14 protein-coding genes and 1 tRNA gene are annotated in these 15,652 nt (G+C 50.8%); 3 read left to right on the top strand and 12 right to left on the bottom strand.

Translation table 11 applies throughout. The features are described 5' to 3' along the window. Nucleotides 1-227 precede the first annotated feature (227 nt). From RDQ42_RS03615 to RDQ42_RS03585, 7 genes are all read right to left on the bottom strand, one after another. A complete protein-coding gene (locus RDQ42_RS03615; RefSeq protein WP_054331858.1) occupies nucleotides 228-1,616 on the bottom strand; it encodes an MATE family efflux transporter in 1,389 nt (462 codons plus the stop codon). 73 nt (nucleotides 1,617-1,689) lie between these two features. Beyond that, nucleotides 1,690-2,148, bottom strand: a complete 459-nt coding sequence (locus tag RDQ42_RS03610) for a MarR family winged helix-turn-helix transcriptional regulator (protein ID WP_054331859.1) — start codon at nucleotides 2,146-2,148, stop codon at nucleotides 1,690-1,692. A 371-nt stretch (nucleotides 2,149-2,519) separates the two neighbouring features. Next, nucleotides 2,520-2,607 (bottom strand) — tRNA-Leu (locus RDQ42_RS03605). Nucleotides 2,608-2,716: 109 nt separating this feature from the next. Then, nucleotides 2,717-4,888: a sensor histidine kinase KdpD gene (locus RDQ42_RS03600; protein WP_231357942.1), complete on the bottom strand. Its 2,172-nt coding sequence runs from the start codon at nucleotides 4,886-4,888 to the stop codon at nucleotides 2,717-2,719. A gap of 51 nt (nucleotides 4,889-4,939) precedes the next feature. Continuing rightward, nucleotides 4,940-5,644, bottom strand: a complete 705-nt coding sequence (locus tag RDQ42_RS03595; RefSeq protein ID WP_231357941.1) for a response regulator transcription factor — start codon at nucleotides 5,642-5,644, stop codon at nucleotides 4,940-4,942. Between the two features lie 406 nt (nucleotides 5,645-6,050). Continuing rightward, the gene (locus RDQ42_RS03590; protein ID WP_054331864.1) at nucleotides 6,051-6,368 is read right to left on the bottom strand and encodes a helix-turn-helix domain-containing protein; all 318 of its coding nucleotides are present in this window, start codon (nucleotides 6,366-6,368) and stop codon (nucleotides 6,051-6,053) included. Nucleotides 6,369-6,655: 287 nt separating this feature from the next. After that, nucleotides 6,656-7,510, bottom strand: a complete 855-nt coding sequence (locus RDQ42_RS03585; RefSeq protein WP_054331865.1) for a DUF4438 domain-containing protein — start codon at nucleotides 7,508-7,510, stop codon at nucleotides 6,656-6,658. A gap of 308 nt (nucleotides 7,511-7,818) precedes the next feature. On the opposite strand from RDQ42_RS03585, the gene RDQ42_RS03580 reads away from it, so the two are divergent. From RDQ42_RS03580 to RDQ42_RS03570, 3 genes are all read left to right on the top strand, one after another. Continuing rightward, nucleotides 7,819-9,606 (top strand): aminopeptidase P family protein, encoded by a 1,788-nt coding sequence (locus RDQ42_RS03580; RefSeq protein WP_071427528.1) that lies wholly within the window; start codon nucleotides 7,819-7,821, stop codon nucleotides 9,604-9,606. Between the two features lie 6 nt (nucleotides 9,607-9,612). Then, a complete protein-coding gene (locus tag RDQ42_RS03575) occupies nucleotides 9,613-10,698 on the top strand; it encodes an ethanolamine utilization protein EutH (protein ID WP_054331868.1) in 1,086 nt (361 codons plus the stop codon). A 114-nt stretch (nucleotides 10,699-10,812) separates the two neighbouring features. Beyond that, nucleotides 10,813-10,989 carry a sporulation transcriptional regulator SpoIIID gene (locus RDQ42_RS03570; protein ID WP_369949295.1) on the top strand — a complete coding sequence of 59 codons (177 nt, stop codon included), beginning with the start codon at nucleotides 10,813-10,815 and terminating at the stop codon, nucleotides 10,987-10,989. Between the two features lie 355 nt (nucleotides 10,990-11,344). Here RDQ42_RS03570 and RDQ42_RS03565 read toward each other — a convergent pair whose 3' ends face one another. The 5 genes from RDQ42_RS03565 to RDQ42_RS03545 form a co-directional block, all read right to left on the bottom strand. Next, a complete protein-coding gene (locus RDQ42_RS03565) occupies nucleotides 11,345-12,784 on the bottom strand; it encodes a hypothetical protein (protein ID WP_308588307.1) in 1,440 nt (479 codons plus the stop codon). Between the two features lie 89 nt (nucleotides 12,785-12,873). Continuing rightward, the gene (locus RDQ42_RS03560; RefSeq protein WP_195277068.1) at nucleotides 12,874-13,608 is read right to left on the bottom strand and encodes a PmeII family type II restriction endonuclease; all 735 of its coding nucleotides are present in this window, start codon (nucleotides 13,606-13,608) and stop codon (nucleotides 12,874-12,876) included. Beyond that, nucleotides 13,595-14,791, bottom strand: coding sequence for a DNA cytosine methyltransferase (locus RDQ42_RS03555; RefSeq protein WP_195324375.1), 1,197 nt, complete (start codon nucleotides 14,789-14,791; stop codon nucleotides 13,595-13,597). The genes RDQ42_RS03560 and RDQ42_RS03555 overlap by 14 nt, the downstream gene beginning before the upstream one ends. Nucleotides 14,792-14,804: 13 nt before the next feature. Beyond that, nucleotides 14,805-15,014 (bottom strand): helix-turn-helix transcriptional regulator, encoded by a 210-nt coding sequence (locus RDQ42_RS03550; RefSeq protein WP_021966360.1) that lies wholly within the window; start codon nucleotides 15,012-15,014, stop codon nucleotides 14,805-14,807. A 47-nt stretch (nucleotides 15,015-15,061) separates the two neighbouring features. Then, nucleotides 15,062-15,541, bottom strand: coding sequence for a very short patch repair endonuclease (locus RDQ42_RS03545; protein ID WP_308588303.1), 480 nt, complete (start codon nucleotides 15,539-15,541; stop codon nucleotides 15,062-15,064). Nucleotides 15,542-15,652 lie beyond the last annotated feature (111 nt).

The following is a 15,652-nucleotide window of genomic DNA, read 5'->3' as shown; positions in this document are numbered from 1 at the left end:
AAAATCCCACCTTGTTTCGCCAATCTTTTTCAAGGGAGGCAATTCTGCATTCCTTGGGTACCCAAGCTGCAAAAAGTGGGTAGAGCTGCCTTGAAGTGGAAGCCTCCCTTTGCCTTTCAATAGCAAGAGAAAACCCCCAGCCAGGCTCCATCGCCTGACTGGGGGCTTTCTCTTATTCTTATTTTTCTGGGATTACCCTTTCCCTCTAGGGAACAATGGTCCTTCTCTTAAATCTGTTCAGGCTGAGATTTTTTGCCTGACTCCAGTTCACGCATCGCTTTGCCAAACTGACGGGAGAAGAGCACAAGGGTAAATGCGACCGCAAGCACATCTGCAACTGGCTCTGCCAGGTAGACGCCCATGGTGGGGTTAGACACCAAGTGTGGCAGAATGTAGATAAGCGGCACAAGCAGGATGAACTTCCGCATAACAGCCACCATAATCGATGCCTTGGCGTTGCCAATGGAAGTAAAGGTCATCTGGCAGGCAACCTGCGCACCAAAGATACCCATACCAGCACAGTAGATCCGTAGCGCCCAGCTTGTAAAGTCAATGAGCTCAGGTTGTGGCACAAAAATCTTGGCAAACATCTGTGGGAAGGCCATAACCAGCGTCCAGACAACCATGGTATAACCCAGCGTACAGCAAAGCAGAATTTTAAAGGTCTTGCGCACACGGTCCGCGTTGCCCGCTCCGTAGTTGTAGCTGGTGATGGGCTGTGCACCCTGGGCCAACCCCTGTGCGGGCAGGTTGGAGAACTGCATGATGCTCGAGAGAATGGTCATGGCGCCCACCGCCACATCGCCGCCGTACTTGAGCAGCGAGGAGTTGAAGCAGACTAGAATGATGCTCTCACTTGCCTGCATGATAAAGGCCGAAAGGCCCAGTGTGAAGATGGGCTTGAGGATGCGTCCCTCCAGCCGCATATTTTTGCGTCGGATGCGCAAGGTGGTCTTTTTCCCAGTCAAAAAACGCAGTACCCAGAGGGTTGACATCGCCTGGGAGAGGATCGTCGCCAGCGCTGCACCCTTGACACCCATATCCATTCCGTAGATGAAGATGGGGTCGAGGATGATGTTGCATACGGCGCCGATCAGCACACTCAGCATACCGGTGGTGGCAAAGCCCTGTGCGGTGATGAACATATTCATGCCCAGGGTGAGCTGTACAAAAACCGTGCCGATTGCATAGATATTCATATAGTCGGTCGCATAGCCGATGGTGTTTTCACTGGCGCCAAACGCCAGCAGAAGGGGGCGGTTAAACAGCAACAGGGCTATGGTGAGTGCCGCCGAAATCAGCAGCTGTACACAGAAGCTGTTGCCCAGAATTTTCTCTGCCTCCTCATGGTCCCCGCGTCCCATTGCCATCGAAGCACGTGGGGCAGCGCCGCTTCCCACAAATGCGGCAAAGGCCGATACAATCATAATGACCGACATGCATACGCCCACGCCCGTGAGCGCCAGGTCACCGACCTCGGGCATATGACCGATATAGATGCGGTCGACCATGTTGTACAGCAGGTTGACAATCTGTGCCGCAATCGCGGGCAGCGACAGCCTTAACAACAGCTTGCCAACGGGTTCTTTCCCTAAAAAATCATTTTTCTGTTCCATTTTTACAAATCCACCTACCTAACAGAATAACTGCGATGCTTGTAGCTTTTGCATCTATAAAGTTCTGCGCACCCTATTCGCCCGTAGGGTTGGCCGCGTCAATCTCCGCACGAAAGTTCTGAATATACTTCTCCAGCAGAGAAAGCACCATTTGCAGCTCCTCGGGGGTGGCAGCCTCTCGCACCCTATGCTCCGCCTGGAAAATCCAGGCAACCTTCTGCTGTCCAAAGGCGCGTCCACTTTCGGTTAGGCAGATGAGCTTTCGGTTGCGGCTGTTTGGGGCGGGCTTTAGGCAGACATACCCCTTCTTCCTGAGATTGGCGATCAGCGAATTGACCGTCTGGCGCGGCAGGGAGAAAAAGTCGCAGATATCCTGCTGGGAGCATTCCTTTTCTAGGTGGAGTAACACCAACCAAATGGCGAGCTCCCCCTCCGGAATATTTGCCCTGGCAGCCGCCCCGCGATAGATGGCGTCAATCTCCCGCATTTTGCGCATAATCAGCCCAAATTTCCACGGGTGTACCTCCTGCATCTTCCCTACCTCCTGCTGTTTTGGCGATAGTAGGAATTATAGTCCGAGTTCGGATATTTGTCAATGTCTTCCTACTCCTTCTCCCCAATATTTACAGGGCGTTCATATTGTTCACAAAGGGTTGCGAGTTTGCTGCAAACCTCGCCCATTTTCCCATCCGTTGCATTTCCCACAGTTTCATTGTCCAAACGCCCCTCCTTCTTAGAAGAGCTGGGGGGGCTTTTTATTCCAGGGTGATGCGATAGACCAGGAGGTATCTGATGTTCCAGGCGGGGGGAATCAAATAGATGATCGCTGAAAAACCGCATTGTGACGCGATTTTTGAGCAATTACAAAAGAAAAAACCAGCCATTTCTGACTGGTTTTTTTCTTGGTGCGGATAAGAGGACTTGAACCTCCACCGAGTTGACCCCGACTAGAACCTGAATCTAGCGCGTCTGCCGATTCCGCCATATCCGCATATTCCATTTGCTTTCTACCGGAGAAAGCTTTTTTATTATACCAAGGCGTTGTTTGTTTGTCAAGAGAAAAAACGGGGAATTGAAAAAAATTTTCGATTCCCCGTTTTTTATTCTTTTCCCACAGTCAAAGGCCCTTCCTTTGAGGGCGATTCCAAATCATCTTTGGGCACAAATCGGGGCAGCAGCACCGTCGCCTTGAAGAGATCCCCATCGATAGAGACGGCAAACTCCCCCTCATGGAGGGCAACAAAACTTTTCACGATGGCAAGGCCCAGGCCGGAGCCTTCGGTAGTCCGGGAGGAATCCCCCCGGACAAACCGCTCGGTGATCTCATCAGCGGAGAAGTTCATCTCATATCCGGCCACGTTTTTGAAGGCAATCTTGACCCAATTTTCCTCGGCGGAAAGGGAGACATACACCCGGCTTCCAGCCAGCGAGTAGTTGAGTGCGTTGACCAGCAGGTTTTCAAACACCCGGTGGATGCGGTGGCCGTCGGCCAGAATCCACAGCCGCTGGGCGGGGAATTCGGTTTTCACCGAAAGACCGCTTTGGGAAATCCGGTTGTCCAGCTCCGCAATGGTCTGTTCCAGCAGTTCCTGGACGTCAATCTTATTTTTTTGAATGCGGATTTCCCCGCTGTTTGCCTTGGAGATGTCAAACAGATCCTGTACTAGGGTTTTGAGCCGGTCTGCTTTCTGTTTCAAAATGCGCACATAATCGTTGGCGTAATCCGGGGTCAGGTCTTCTTTGGAGAGGAGGTCCGCATAATTGATGATCGAGGTCAGCGGGGTTTTCAGATCGTGGGAGACGTTGGTGATCAGCTCCACCTTCATCTTCTCACTCCGGACCTGTTCATCCACCGCCCGGCGCATACCGTTCTGCACATAATTGAGGCTGTCTGCCGCCGGATAGAGGATCTGGTCCTCGGTGAATTCCAGGGGATGGGAAAAGTCCCCCTCCCGGATCCGTTCCACCTGGTCGATGATCGCCTCAAACTGCTTGAGAGTCCCGGTGTAGCTGCGCAGGTAGAGCACAGGCAGCAAAATGCCCATCCCCAAACAGAGCAGAAAGAAAAAATCACAGACAAAGGAGCCAAAATTGCTGGTAGTGATGGCGGTGACAAAAAACAGCCCCCCAAAGAAGATCAGCGCCCCTTCACTGAAGATGAGGAAGAGCAATTGATTGCGCATCCGCCGCCCAAAGCGGTATTTGAGCTGGCCGCGGTGCCACATCCCCTTGATGGAGGAGACGGTGTTGCGCTTCAAAAAACCTTCCCGCTGCAAAAAGAGTTCACACAGCATGGGATAACACAGCCAAAAATAGACGAGGAACCAGCGGATGGCATCGGAGTTCCAGTAGCTGCTCAGTTCCCCAACCAAGGTATACAACCACCCGGCGGTGAAAATCAACCACACCACCTTGACCTCGGCAAAGACCCGGCTGGATTTTTGGGCCATCCTTTGGTGGAGAATCCACAGACGTTTGCGGCCCGCCATGGCGACGGCGACCAGCCCCGCGCCAGCAGCGGCGCACAAGCCAGTCAGGTTGAGGATACTCCCACGGCCGCTGAGATACCCTGTGTACACCTGGGTCAACCGCCCAGCTCCGGTGGGAACCAATGGCACACAGAACAACAGGTAGGCATCCCGGATATTGCGCCCAGAGGCGCCGCTGTCCCGCACATAGGTGTTGTGCTGCAACCGGTTGGCAAGAGCGGCCTCCTGTTCCTCCGCAAGGCCGTCCCTCTGGGCCAGGCCGAAGAGCATCTGCACCTGTTCCCACAGGGTGGGCTGATAGTTGGGGATCGTCACCTGGTAGGTGCCATTTTTTAGCTCGATGAGGATGGCGCTGCCATCCTGGTATTCCTGTAAAAACTGCTGGGGGTTGTAAATGCTGGTATTGCTGCTCACTGCCTGGTAGATGGAGGAGTAGGCGATATACTGGAAGGAGCCGCTGTACTCCTGGTAATCGCTGATGGTGGTGCCGCGGATCTGGATGGTGGGCGGGGCCGGCTGGGTGGAGACCTCCACCTGGCCGAAGCTGTACTCCTGCGCACCATCCGGCACCAGGACTTGGTTGCCCCAGATGGTGTCCAAGGCATTCTGTACATTCGCTTCGATGATGTAAAGGCTGGGGGTGGAGAGGAACCAGTTGCTTAAATACCCCATCCCAGAGATATGCAGGCACCCAAACAGCGAGACGATGAGCAGCGATATTCCCGCCATCCAAGCGACGGCGGGCAAAAATGCGGAACGGCGGCCAGTTTGTTGCGTATTCATGGCGCCATCCTCCTTCTTTGTTTCCAGATGAATGAGGCGGGCAGACACCGGCTATAATTTTTCAATCTTATAGCCGATGCCCCACACCACCTTCAGATATTTGGGGTCCTTGGGGTTGATCTCAATCTTTTCCCGAATGCGGCGGATGTGGACAGCCACTGTGTTTTCCGGCGCGAAGCTGGGCTCGTTCCACACCCGTTCATAAATTTCATCGATGGAGAACACCCGGTTCTGGTTGCGCAGCAAAAGCTCGGTGATCTTCAGTTCAATGGGGGTCAGTTTCACCGGTTCCCCATCCACTGTGACTGTCTTGCTGCGGCAGTCCATCACCAATCCGCCGGAGCGGAGAATCTCCTCATCGGGCTGTTCCTGGGGCAAAGTTCCCAGCTTAACGTACCGGCGCAGCTGGGATTTTACCCGGGCGATCAGCTCCAAGGGATTGAAAGGTTTGGTGATGTAGTCGTCCGCCCCCATGTTGAGGCCGAGGATTTTGTCGGTGTCTTCGCTTTTGGCGGAAAGCAATATGATAGGGATATTGTTCTTCTCCCGCAGGCGCATGGTGGCTTTCATGCCGTCCAGCTTGGGCATCATAATGTCCATGACAATAAGGTGGATGTTCCCCTGTGCAACTGCCTCCAGGGCCTCCAAACCGTCGTAAGCTTTGACGACATGCATCCCCTCGTTCTCCAGATAGATAGCGATGGCCGACACAATCTCCCGGTCGTCATCCACCACCAAAATGTTGTATTTATCCATGCTTTGACACCTCCATTGTGTTCCCGGCGCTTTTTGTTTGCCAATCCCCAGTCCGCTGGGCCATATCACAAAGTCTGCACAAACGGCAAGAATTGCGGTGCGGCTGTTGCCGCAAAGGGCTTCGCCCGGCAAGCAATTCTTCGAATGCCACAGCTTTGCTGTGGCTATTATACCACAAAGTCTTCCCCTGTGGACGCCCTGCGTTTATTGTGTCACCGAAAGGATTGGCTTCGGGGAACCCAAAGGGCCCTACAGCATCAGTATAAAAATTCCTTCTTACAAACCAAAGGGTTTCTTTCTTACAATATTCTTAACCCGTCCAAAAAAGCCCACAGTAAAAGAGGGAAGAAGGTGGGCCTTCTTCCCTTTCCCGCCGAAAAGCCCAGCGGGAGCCGGCATTCCCCGGTCAACGTTGGATGGATTTGCTGTTGGCCTCCCGGAATTCCTCCGCCAGTATTTCCAGAGCCTTCTCCTGGGAAGGGGTTAGGCCTTCAATCACCAAAACCCGTTTCCGGTCGTTTTTTACCCCTAAAAGGTAATCCACCGATACGCCGTAAATGTCGGCCAAGCGAACCAGGGTGTCTGCGGGAGGAGTTTGAGTGTTGTTTTCATAATTGCTGATACTGGAACGGGTCAATCCCAGCCAGTCGGCCAATTGCTGCTGTGACAGGCGCTTTTTCTCCCGAAGTTCCCGCAGCCGGAGACCGAAATCAAAGATTTCCATAGAATTCCTCCTTTACAGAAAAATTGTATGGAAATGGAGTCGAGCTATACTGTCGCATTCTGTAAATAAAGAAAATTTAAATGTCAGAATAGGATGTAATTACTGGCAATTGTCTTGTTTTTCTTCGTTTTTTCACAGAATTGTTTCCTTGCCTGGCATATTGTTCTTCTCCTTCCGTGGAGCTGGCTGAAACTACCGACAGGAAAAGGCGGTTTTCCCTTATAAAACCCGGTCAGAATAACAAAAGCCCCGCCTCTCACCGGAGGGGGGCTTCTGGAACGCCCTACTTACAGCAGGATGTCCGCCAAGTTGGCTTTGGGGTCGATCTTGCCCTCGATCAGCGGCCGTTTGCTGGTCAACAGGGTGGTGACACCGGGGCCGTGGCCCATGATGCGGCAGTCGCTGTGGACTACCACACCGATGGTGCAGGCGCCGCTGAGGTAGTTGCGTCCGTGGGTGTTGTCGCAGTCCTCCAGGAGAACGATATCCCCCAGCCGCAGATCCCGCAGGCCATATTCCGCCACCGTGGCATCGTCAAACAAGCAGATGTCGTAATCGCCTTTGTTGGTGGTGTTGGAGCCAAGGCCGGAACCCATGATCTTGGCGGGCACCTTTTTGGCCACCGGGACGATCAGTTTGCCGCTCTTTTCCTCAATGTTCAGCTTGTCCAGCAGGTCAGGGTCCAGGTTTTTCACGGTGATTTCGGGGTAATCCAGCAGTTTGAGGCCCTGTCCATAGGCTTTGACATTGACTTTGTCCCCGATGTTGAGGGTGTCCAGGATAGCGGGGTCAAAGTACATAATGACGTGTTCGATGCCGCCGTGGGTGCCGGTGACAAAACCTTTGGCCCCCTTGCCATCGCCGGTGATGATGGTCGCCTCATTGCCGATGCAGGACAGGTAGTTGTAAGCGTTGTTCTTCATCTCATCGTAGTTTTTGGTGGAGACACCGGGCTCCACATGGTCGCACTCAAACCCGCAGGCCGGGTCGCCGATCTTGACGTTGTAAGTGATGCCGCCGGTTCCGGGCAGAACAAAGATCCGGCCCTCGGAATCCAGTTTTCCGGGGTTGCTGTAGATGGGGGCGCTGATCTCCCCCTGGACGGAGATTTTTACCACTTGGTCGCGGTTGGTTCTAAGCATGGGGGTGTCCTCCTACAATTCAATTTCTCTATGGTGGCAAGGGCCGGTTGCAGCCCTTGTGAGAGATGCCCTGCAAGCAATTCTTCGAATGGCACAGCTTGGCTGTGACTATCCCAACGGAAAGTCTGCACAGATGGCACAGCTTTGCTGTGACTATGGTACCATACTCCCCCTGCAAAAACAAGGCGAGGCGATTCTTCCCCTTCAAAAATGTTGGATTTGCCATGCCTTCCCCCCTTGAAACCACACAGAACTTTGCTACAATAGGGGTATATGCCCTATCTGAAAAGAAAAGAGGAACACCACATATGACAACCAATGAGAAACTATCTCTTTTGCGCGTGCACATGAAAGAAGCTGGGGTACAAGCCTACCTGATCCCCTCTTCCGACCCCCACATCAGCGAATATCTCCCCGACCATTGGCGAGCCCGGGCCTGGCTCTCCGGGTTTGACGGTTCCGCCGGCACCCTGGTGGTCACCGAGACGGAAAGCGGCCTGTGGACCGACGGCCGGTACTTCATCCAAGCCCAGCGGCAGATGGAGGGCAGTGAAATTGTCCTCTACCGCATGGGGGAGAAAGGGGTCCCCACTGTGCAGGAATTCCTGCTCTCCCGCCTGAAAGCCGGAGAGACCTTGGGCCTGGACGGCATGGTCACCGCCACCAGCATCGTGCTGGATATGGAGGCTCAGTTTGTGGAGCGGGAGATCGGCATCCGGGCAGTGGACCTAATCGCCCCCATCTGGGAAGGCCGTCCCGCCATCCCCCAAAGCCCTGTCTATCTGCTGGAGGAGAAATACGCCGGCCTTTCCGCCGCCGAGAAGATCGCCCAGGTCCGCGCCTGTCTCCGGGAGAACGGCGCCGGCGCCATGGTGGTCACCCGGCTGGACAGCGTGGCCTGGCTCCTCAACCTGCGGGCCTCTGACGTGGCGTACAATACCTCCTTTGTGGCCTATGCCCTCCTGACCCAGGAGGAAGCGGCTGTCTATGTCAACTCCAGCCGCATCTCCCCGGAGGCCCTCGCCTACCTGGAGAAAAACGGGGTAGCCATCCGCCCCTATGAGGGGATTTTGGAGGGTGTCGCCGCCATCTCCAAGCCCACCGTCATGCTGGTCAGCGTGGAAGATGTCAACTACCGGCTGTACCTTGCCATGGAGGAAAACCCCAACCTGACCATTTTGGAAGGGGAGGAGCCCGCCTTCTGCCTGAAGGCCGTCAAAAACCCCACCGAGATCGCCAACACCAAAAACGCCCACATCAAGGAGGGCGTGGCTATGGCCCGGCTTCAGATGTGGCTGGAAAAAGCCTTGGCCGCCGGGGAGACCATCTCCGAGGTGGATGTGGGCGAAAAGCTCGTGGAGTTCCGCCGCCAGCAGGAGGGTTACCTGGAGGACAGCTTTGCGGTGATCGCGGCCTACGGCCCCAACGCCGCCATGATGCACTACCATCCCACAAAGGAGAACCACGCGGTGCTGCAAAAGAAGGGCTTCCTCCTCTTGGACACCGGGGCCCAGTACATCGACGGAACCACCGACACCACCCGCACCTACGCCCTGGGCGAACTGACCGACGAGGAGCGCCGGTATTACACCTATGTCCTCAAATCCAACATCGCCATGGCCCGCACCGTCTTTATGGAGGGCTGTTCCGGGGCCAACCTGGACATCATGGCCCGGAACCAGGTGTGGCGCTACGGCATCGACTACCGCTGCGGCACCGGCCACGGCGTCGGGTTTGTAGGCCCCATCCACGAAGGCCCTCAGAGCATGCGGATGACCAACCACGTTCCCTTCCAGCCCGGCATGACCATCACCGACGAACCCGGCATTTATGAGGAGGGCATTGTGGGTATCCGCACCGAAAACGAGCTTTTGGTGGTGGAGCATATGGAGACCAAATACGGCCGGTTCTTCGCCTTCCAGCCCATCACCTACCTGCCCATCGACACTACACCGGTGGTGCTGGAGTTGATGAACGAGGAGGAACTGGGCTGGCTCAACGACTACCATCAGATGGTCTATGACACCTTGAGCCCCCGCATGGACGACCGGGAGAAAGCCTGGCTCAAAGAAAAAACAAAACCATTGGAGAAGTAAACCTGCATGAATATCTTCATCGGCATCCTGCTGATCTTCGCCCTCCTGGGCCTATTTGATAAACTCTTTGGGGGGAAACTGGGCCTGGCCGCCGAATTCGATTCCGGCCTGGAGTCGATGGCCTCCCTGGCCCTTTCCATCGTGGGGGTCTACTGCATCGGGGTCACCGCGGTCAAAAGCAACCCGGAGGCCATCGCCGCCTTTGCCGCCCACCTGCCCTTTGACGCCTCCATCCTCATCGGCAGCCTGCTGGCCCCAGACATGGGTGGCTATGCCATCGCCAAGGAGATGGCCGCTACCCCCGCCCTGGGGATTTTCTCCGGGGTAATGGTGGCTTCCAGCCTGGGCGCCACCATCTCCTTCACCCTGCCGGTGGCCCTGACCACCATCCGCAAGGAGGACACTGCCCCCTTTATGCAGGGCATCGTCTGGGGGATCGTCACCATTCCCGCCGGGGTGGTGGCGGGTGCGCTGCTCACCGGCCTGCCCATGGGGGATCTTATCCGCAACCTTCTGCCCATCCTCCTTCTGTGCGCCGGCATCTGCCTTTGCCTCCTCAAGGCCAAGGACGTCACCATCCGGGTGCTGTCCGCCTTGGGCAACCTGGTGCGGATTGCCAGCCTCCTCCTCTTTGCCCTGGTGATGCTGGGGGTGTTTCTTCCCTCTTATCAGATAGTTTCCGACGATCTGTTCTTCGAATCCCTCACCATCGTCATCAAAATCGCGGTGGTGGTGGCTGGGTCGATGGTGGCCGCTTCCCTCATCCTGCGGTATTTCTACAACGCCATCGCCCGCATCGCCGACCGGCTGGGCATCAACGCCTATTCGGTGGTGGGGCTGATCGCCAGCCTGGCCACCTGTATCTCCATGATCCCCATGCTGGATAAGATGGACCAGCGGGGCAAGGTGATGAATGCTGCCTTTGCAGTCAGCGGGGCCTTTGTTCTGGGGGGACAATTGGCCTTTATGGCCAGTGTAGAACCCTCCTCGGTGGTCTCTGCCTACATGGCGGCCAAGTTGACCGGGGGCATCTGTGCGGTGGTTGCCGCCATGGCCTTCACCCCCAAATCCAGCGCCCTTCCTCAACAATAATAAAAAAGCCGCCTTCCCCACATCTGGGGAGGGCGGCTTCTCTTATTGGGGAACCCCAAGATTTTTTCCTTTTCCCGCCCAAAGCGCCAGACAACCGCATAAACCCTTTTCCCAGTGCATACTCATGTGTTAAACACTAGACACGGGGAGGGAACTGGGTTGAAAGGGTTGCCCGAGGAGCGTGCCATTACGCTGGGAAACTATATTATCGAACACGATGCCACCGTGCGGCAGGCCGCGAAGGAATTCAATATCAGCAAATCAACGGTACATACGGAAGTGATAAATTAGAACGGTTAATATGGGCGATAGAGTAAGAAGCCCATGTAGGCAAATAGGCGGCATAGATCAGTACCGGGAACGGGCTGGCCTATGCTGCTTATTTTGCATTTTGAAGGAAGTGTGACCACACACTCCGACAAAATAGGGTTTCCAAAGGGTACCCCTTTGGCACACGACTTTGCTTGCAAAGTGTAGTGTGTTATACCTGCTGTCACGGCTGATGGGTAAAGTGAGGGTTTCGCCAGATGGAAACGCTCACTTTGCCCGGCAGGAAAACGGACAGGTTTTTGAGAATGGGAATGAGCAAAACACTGGACGGTTTCGAGAGGGACAGTAGGGATATGAGGATTGCTTTGTTAGATAATCACGAAGTGATAAGTTGATATTTTCGGGTAAGAAACTTATCAATTTGATTTCGTTTTCCGTCTTTTGCCAGTGTTAACATATATATAACATCTGCATCATCAAGGCACAGAATAACTCCACGACCATCTTTTGCAGTATCCTTACAGCGTTCATAAAACAAATCTTTTTGAGAGAATTGACGAGAGAGTATTACTCCAAACCACCCCCGCAAATTTGAAAATCTTCCTGCCATCTGATCCAACTCTGGATTTTTAATGTCATTTGAATAGTTTTTACATTCAATCATAATTGTTGATGCCGCTATTGTTGGGGATGTTCGTAGTATATGCCAAAATCCTTCTGTTGCAGCGTTATGAAATGTAATATCAATCCTTTTTCTTCCATCATGAATTTCATGTTCTTTTTGAGGATACATCAAGTGTGGGAAAAATAGGAATTCAAGGATTCCGATGGAAAGACTATGGAAAGTAGAAGCCAACTCCCCTCCTGGTTTAATAGTTTGCAATTGTTCAATTAGTCTTTGCGCTATAAACGCTTCATCAATCTCATTAATGTCTGTAATTTTAAGAGCTTCCTTGCCCTTTCTGCTTTTGTAATTACTAATAACATCAGGGTGTTTATTGCAAAAATCATATATAAATTCTTTTGACATTTTATATTCGTTTGACTCTTTTAATGACTTTTTTGTTACACGCCTTTTTCCGTTTTTTAGAACTTCAACGAGAGATGACATTGCTGCTATATGTTCAGCTTGGATATATTCAAGAATTTCATGATTATATAATTCTTGAGATGATAAGGAGGGCTTAAAAACCACGGCGTATTTTGGAACAAGTATAATTTTTTTGCCATTGGCAACTGGTAAATTTGTATAGCTACCATTCCACCATCTTTTTTCGGTGGGATTCCATAGTTTTCCACTCGGGACATTTTGCATAGGAATATTATGAAGATTACATTGTGCTTGTGTATATTCAATAAGTTGTCTTCGAATTATGTTCGTAGTAATATCAGAGATCTTATCAAACCCTATACCTGGAATCATTAGCTCGCAGTCGGATAAGTCTTTTAAATGGCCTGTTTTTACAGCTTTGCTCGTTTTCAATTTCTCATACAAATCACTTGCTTGCTTTCCGCTTACGCCTTTACCCGAAACGGAAAGTCGGCTAACGCCTAAATGCGTTTCTTTCGGTTCCGCTAACTGGTCTAAGAGCCTTTTGGCATATGTGATTTCTTTATTTTTAATGGCAATAACAACTGTATTAAAAAAATCAACAATTAGATTATTGCATTCTACAGACCATGCATCATTACGAATCTTGAATACATATGGGTCGATGTAAAGAGACTTATCATCGTCAATAAAAACATCGACAAAATCTAATTCAGCTTGTTGCTTGTTTAGATTAAAATATTCTGAAAAAAGAGTTTTTTTCATTTTACACCTCCATTGTATCCATCGCTATTTTTTAGGATTTGGTTGCCTAACTAATGTAAAATCGTATCTGAATACTTTACATATTCAAATTAATTTCCTGAATTAAATTCCACAAGTTTCTCCCAATCAATACTACCATCCTCAAAGCAGAACTCTTGGGTAAACTCACGAACAAGCCGATTTGAAGCTTTTTGATAGGAAGCATCGAATTCTTCTACATATTTCTCTGGAAGCTTATCCATGAAACGGATTAGCTTTATGTAGAATTCTTCATCTCCGGTCAACTCCGTCCAGAAATCCTTACCTGCCAATTCCATGTAGAATTTTGGAAGCCCACGGCTGGAAGTTTTCTTCTTTCCGTAGCCATAGCCTACAATCGGGACAAAGCGTTTCTTTGCCTGCTGTGCCAGCTTACTTGCTGCCATAAAGTTCTGCTCCTGTTTCTTGCGGCTGTCCGCATTGAAAACGCTTGTGCCAGATTTTACAGCAATAGCATAGATAGTGTTGTCCCGCTCTACCATAATGTCAACGCCTTCTGCCAATGCCTTTTGTCCTTGTGCAGCAGCAGTAGCAATAGGTTCAAAGAAAACATTTCCAAATATTGTTTCCTCGGACGAGGATACAAAGGCAGCAAGGATTGCATCAATAATCTGTGCGGCCCCATTCATAGCCTTCGCCCGAAACAGGTACGGGTTCTTGCGCTTCATAACCTTTTTGATGTTGAGCTTGTCAATATTGCTGATTAAGTTAGTGTAAAAATTATCCAATGCAGTCGCAATTGCTTCTACAATAGCTTCTTCATTGTAATTACTATTTATTGGCATAACAGCTTCCTCCTATTTCGATAGCTTGTTTCAGCTTTTGATGGATGTCTGTCCCTCTGAATCGTTTTGTGCGGATTTCAGCAGATTGATCCGCAACAGAGAGTACGGCATTTCCCAATGCTAATGCCAACCCAACCGGTACAGCGTTGCCAATCTGCCTATATTTTGCAACACTTGTCCCCATGAAATGCCAATCATCAGGAAACTGCTGAATACGGGCATATTCCCTGATACTTAAAGGTCGATCTTGGGTCGGATGGCACATCATAGTTGCTTTTTGTACCGGGGAAGTCACTAAAGTTGGTGAAGGTTGGCTATAAGATAATCTCCGATAAAATCCAACTTTTCCACCGCCAGAGCCATAGGCACCACCCATAGCTTCTTTCCGAATATCTTCCGGTAGATCACGCCAATTTCCACCCTCTGGGACAAGGCGGAGATATGCAAGACGGTCTTTACTAAAGGCAGCACATTCCCCACAATTATTTTCCAAATCCCGTATAGTATCGTTCAAGGTACGCCAGCGATATTGCGAGTCTTGGTGCATCTGGAAGTGTGTTGGGAATGGTAAGAAAATATTTTCATTGTCCCGGCTTCCAATCAACACAAACCGTTCCCGGAATTGAGGTACGCCATAATTGACAGCATCCAAAATCCCATACACCGTTTTATATCCTAATTTATCAAATTCAGAGAGGATAACATCTAATACAGTTCCTAAATGTTGCTCAGGGTCATTTTTGTCACGCTCCGCAAGGGGCATATGCTTTAATGGGGCAGACATAATCCCCTTTACATTTTCCATAATAAAAAAACGGGGACGGATATAGTCAATCATACGGATAAAATCCATAAATAAACTGCCTCGTGGATCGTTAATCCCCAGCCTCTTACCGGCAGTAGAAAACGGCTGACAGGGCGGGCCACCACAAATCAGGAAAGGTTCTCCCTGTGCTAATCCAGTCTGTTCCAACAAAGCTGCTTCATTGATTTCACGGATATCACCGCCCAGAACCTTATGTCCATTTGCACGCATGGTTGCGACACAAGCAGGGTCAAAGTCTTGTCCAATTACGATGTTGAGGCCAGCTTTTGAAAGGCCAATATCCAACCCCATTGCCCCTGAAAACAGGGAAATTACATCCCGATTTGAGGCATTATCTTTAAAGTGCAATAAATTCATGTATATCCTCCCATTAAATCTTTTCTCCATCTGGAAGGACAAAATAGCGTTCAAAAGAACACCCCAATGTTTCTGCCAGATATTCTAAATCAGATATTGTAAAGCTTTCCCGTTTCATTTTTGAATTGAAATTCTGAGGGGTAGTCCCCATACGCCTTGCCAGTTCCGCAACACTGATATTGCAGCGTACACAAAGCACCTTAATCTGTTCTGATATTGTCATAAGGGTACTCCTTTTATTTTATCAATATAACAATTGAAAATATAAAATTATAGTTTTATATCTTCAATATAGTCCCTTGTTCCGTTTATCATAACATCAAATTGGCTCATCTGCAATTCAAAAATCAAATCTTCGACGGCTTGTACACATTCTCCTGTGTGTTTTTGTATCTCTTGCCCCCAAAAATGCATGGGAATCCAATCCATAGCAATTAGCTTGAAATCATTTTCCCGGTCACGGGCCATATTGCGTTCGATTTTTTTGATCCAATATTCCCGGTTATGACCAAGCTTTTGTTTCTTGATCTCCCAATTATAGCCGTGGAAGAACTCGCTGTCGCAAAAGATAGCAATCCTGTATTTTGTTATAGCTATATCGGGCGTACCCGGCAGCTTTTTATAATTTTTCCGATACCGGATGCCTTTGTGCCAGAGTGCTTTCCGTAGTATAACCTCAATACTGGTATCTTTTCCCTTAATATGGCTCATAGCTCGGCTCCGCTGCTCCGGGGTCATTACATCACTCATGGTTCTTCCTCTTTTTGAGCATCGCCTGCTTGTTCTATCATCTTTTTTGCCAGTGCTTGAAACTGCTTGGTGGTTTCCTCGTCCATAGGAAGAAGCTGCCCAATCTGTCCG

Origin of the sequence: uncultured Merdimmobilis sp., assembly GCF_902471145.1 — a bacterium.
Classification (GTDB): domain Bacteria; phylum Bacillota; class Clostridia; order Oscillospirales; family Ruminococcaceae; genus Merdimmobilis; species Merdimmobilis hominis.
This window is presented reverse-complemented; position numbering and strand designations above follow the sequence as displayed.

What these genes read in the sequence shown, in the direction of transcription:
- RDQ42_RS03615 (WP_054331858.1), bottom strand. Translation starts at nt 1,616, where the DNA reads ATGGAACAGAAAAATGATTTTTTAGGGAAAGAACCCGTTGGCAAGCTG.
- RDQ42_RS03610 (WP_054331859.1), bottom strand. Translation starts at nt 2,148, where the DNA reads ATGCAGGAGGTACACCCGTGGAAATTTGGGCTGATTATGCGCAAAATG.
- RDQ42_RS03600 (WP_231357942.1), bottom strand. Translation starts at nt 4,888, where the DNA reads ATGAATACGCAACAAACTGGCCGCCGTTCCGCATTTTTGCCCGCCGTC.
- RDQ42_RS03595 (WP_231357941.1), bottom strand. Translation starts at nt 5,644, where the DNA reads ATGGATAAATACAACATTTTGGTGGTGGATGACGACCGGGAGATTGTG.
- RDQ42_RS03590 (WP_054331864.1), bottom strand. Translation starts at nt 6,368, where the DNA reads ATGGAAATCTTTGATTTCGGTCTCCGGCTGCGGGAACTTCGGGAGAAA.
- RDQ42_RS03585 (WP_054331865.1), bottom strand. Translation starts at nt 7,510, where the DNA reads ATGCTTAGAACCAACCGCGACCAAGTGGTAAAAATCTCCGTCCAGGGG.
- RDQ42_RS03580 (WP_071427528.1), top strand. Translation starts at nt 7,819, where the DNA reads ATGACAACCAATGAGAAACTATCTCTTTTGCGCGTGCACATGAAAGAA.
- RDQ42_RS03575 (WP_054331868.1), top strand. Translation starts at nt 9,613, where the DNA reads ATGAATATCTTCATCGGCATCCTGCTGATCTTCGCCCTCCTGGGCCTA.
- RDQ42_RS03565 (WP_308588307.1), bottom strand. Translation starts at nt 12,784, where the DNA reads ATGAAAAAAACTCTTTTTTCAGAATATTTTAATCTAAACAAGCAACAA.
- RDQ42_RS03560 (WP_195277068.1), bottom strand. Translation starts at nt 13,608, where the DNA reads ATGCCAATAAATAGTAATTACAATGAAGAAGCTATTGTAGAAGCAATT.
- RDQ42_RS03555 (WP_195324375.1), bottom strand. Translation starts at nt 14,791, where the DNA reads ATGAATTTATTGCACTTTAAAGATAATGCCTCAAATCGGGATGTAATT.
- RDQ42_RS03550 (WP_021966360.1), bottom strand. Translation starts at nt 15,014, where the DNA reads ATGACAATATCAGAACAGATTAAGGTGCTTTGTGTACGCTGCAATATC.
- RDQ42_RS03545 (WP_308588303.1), bottom strand. Translation starts at nt 15,541, where the DNA reads ATGAGTGATGTAATGACCCCGGAGCAGCGGAGCCGAGCTATGAGCCAT.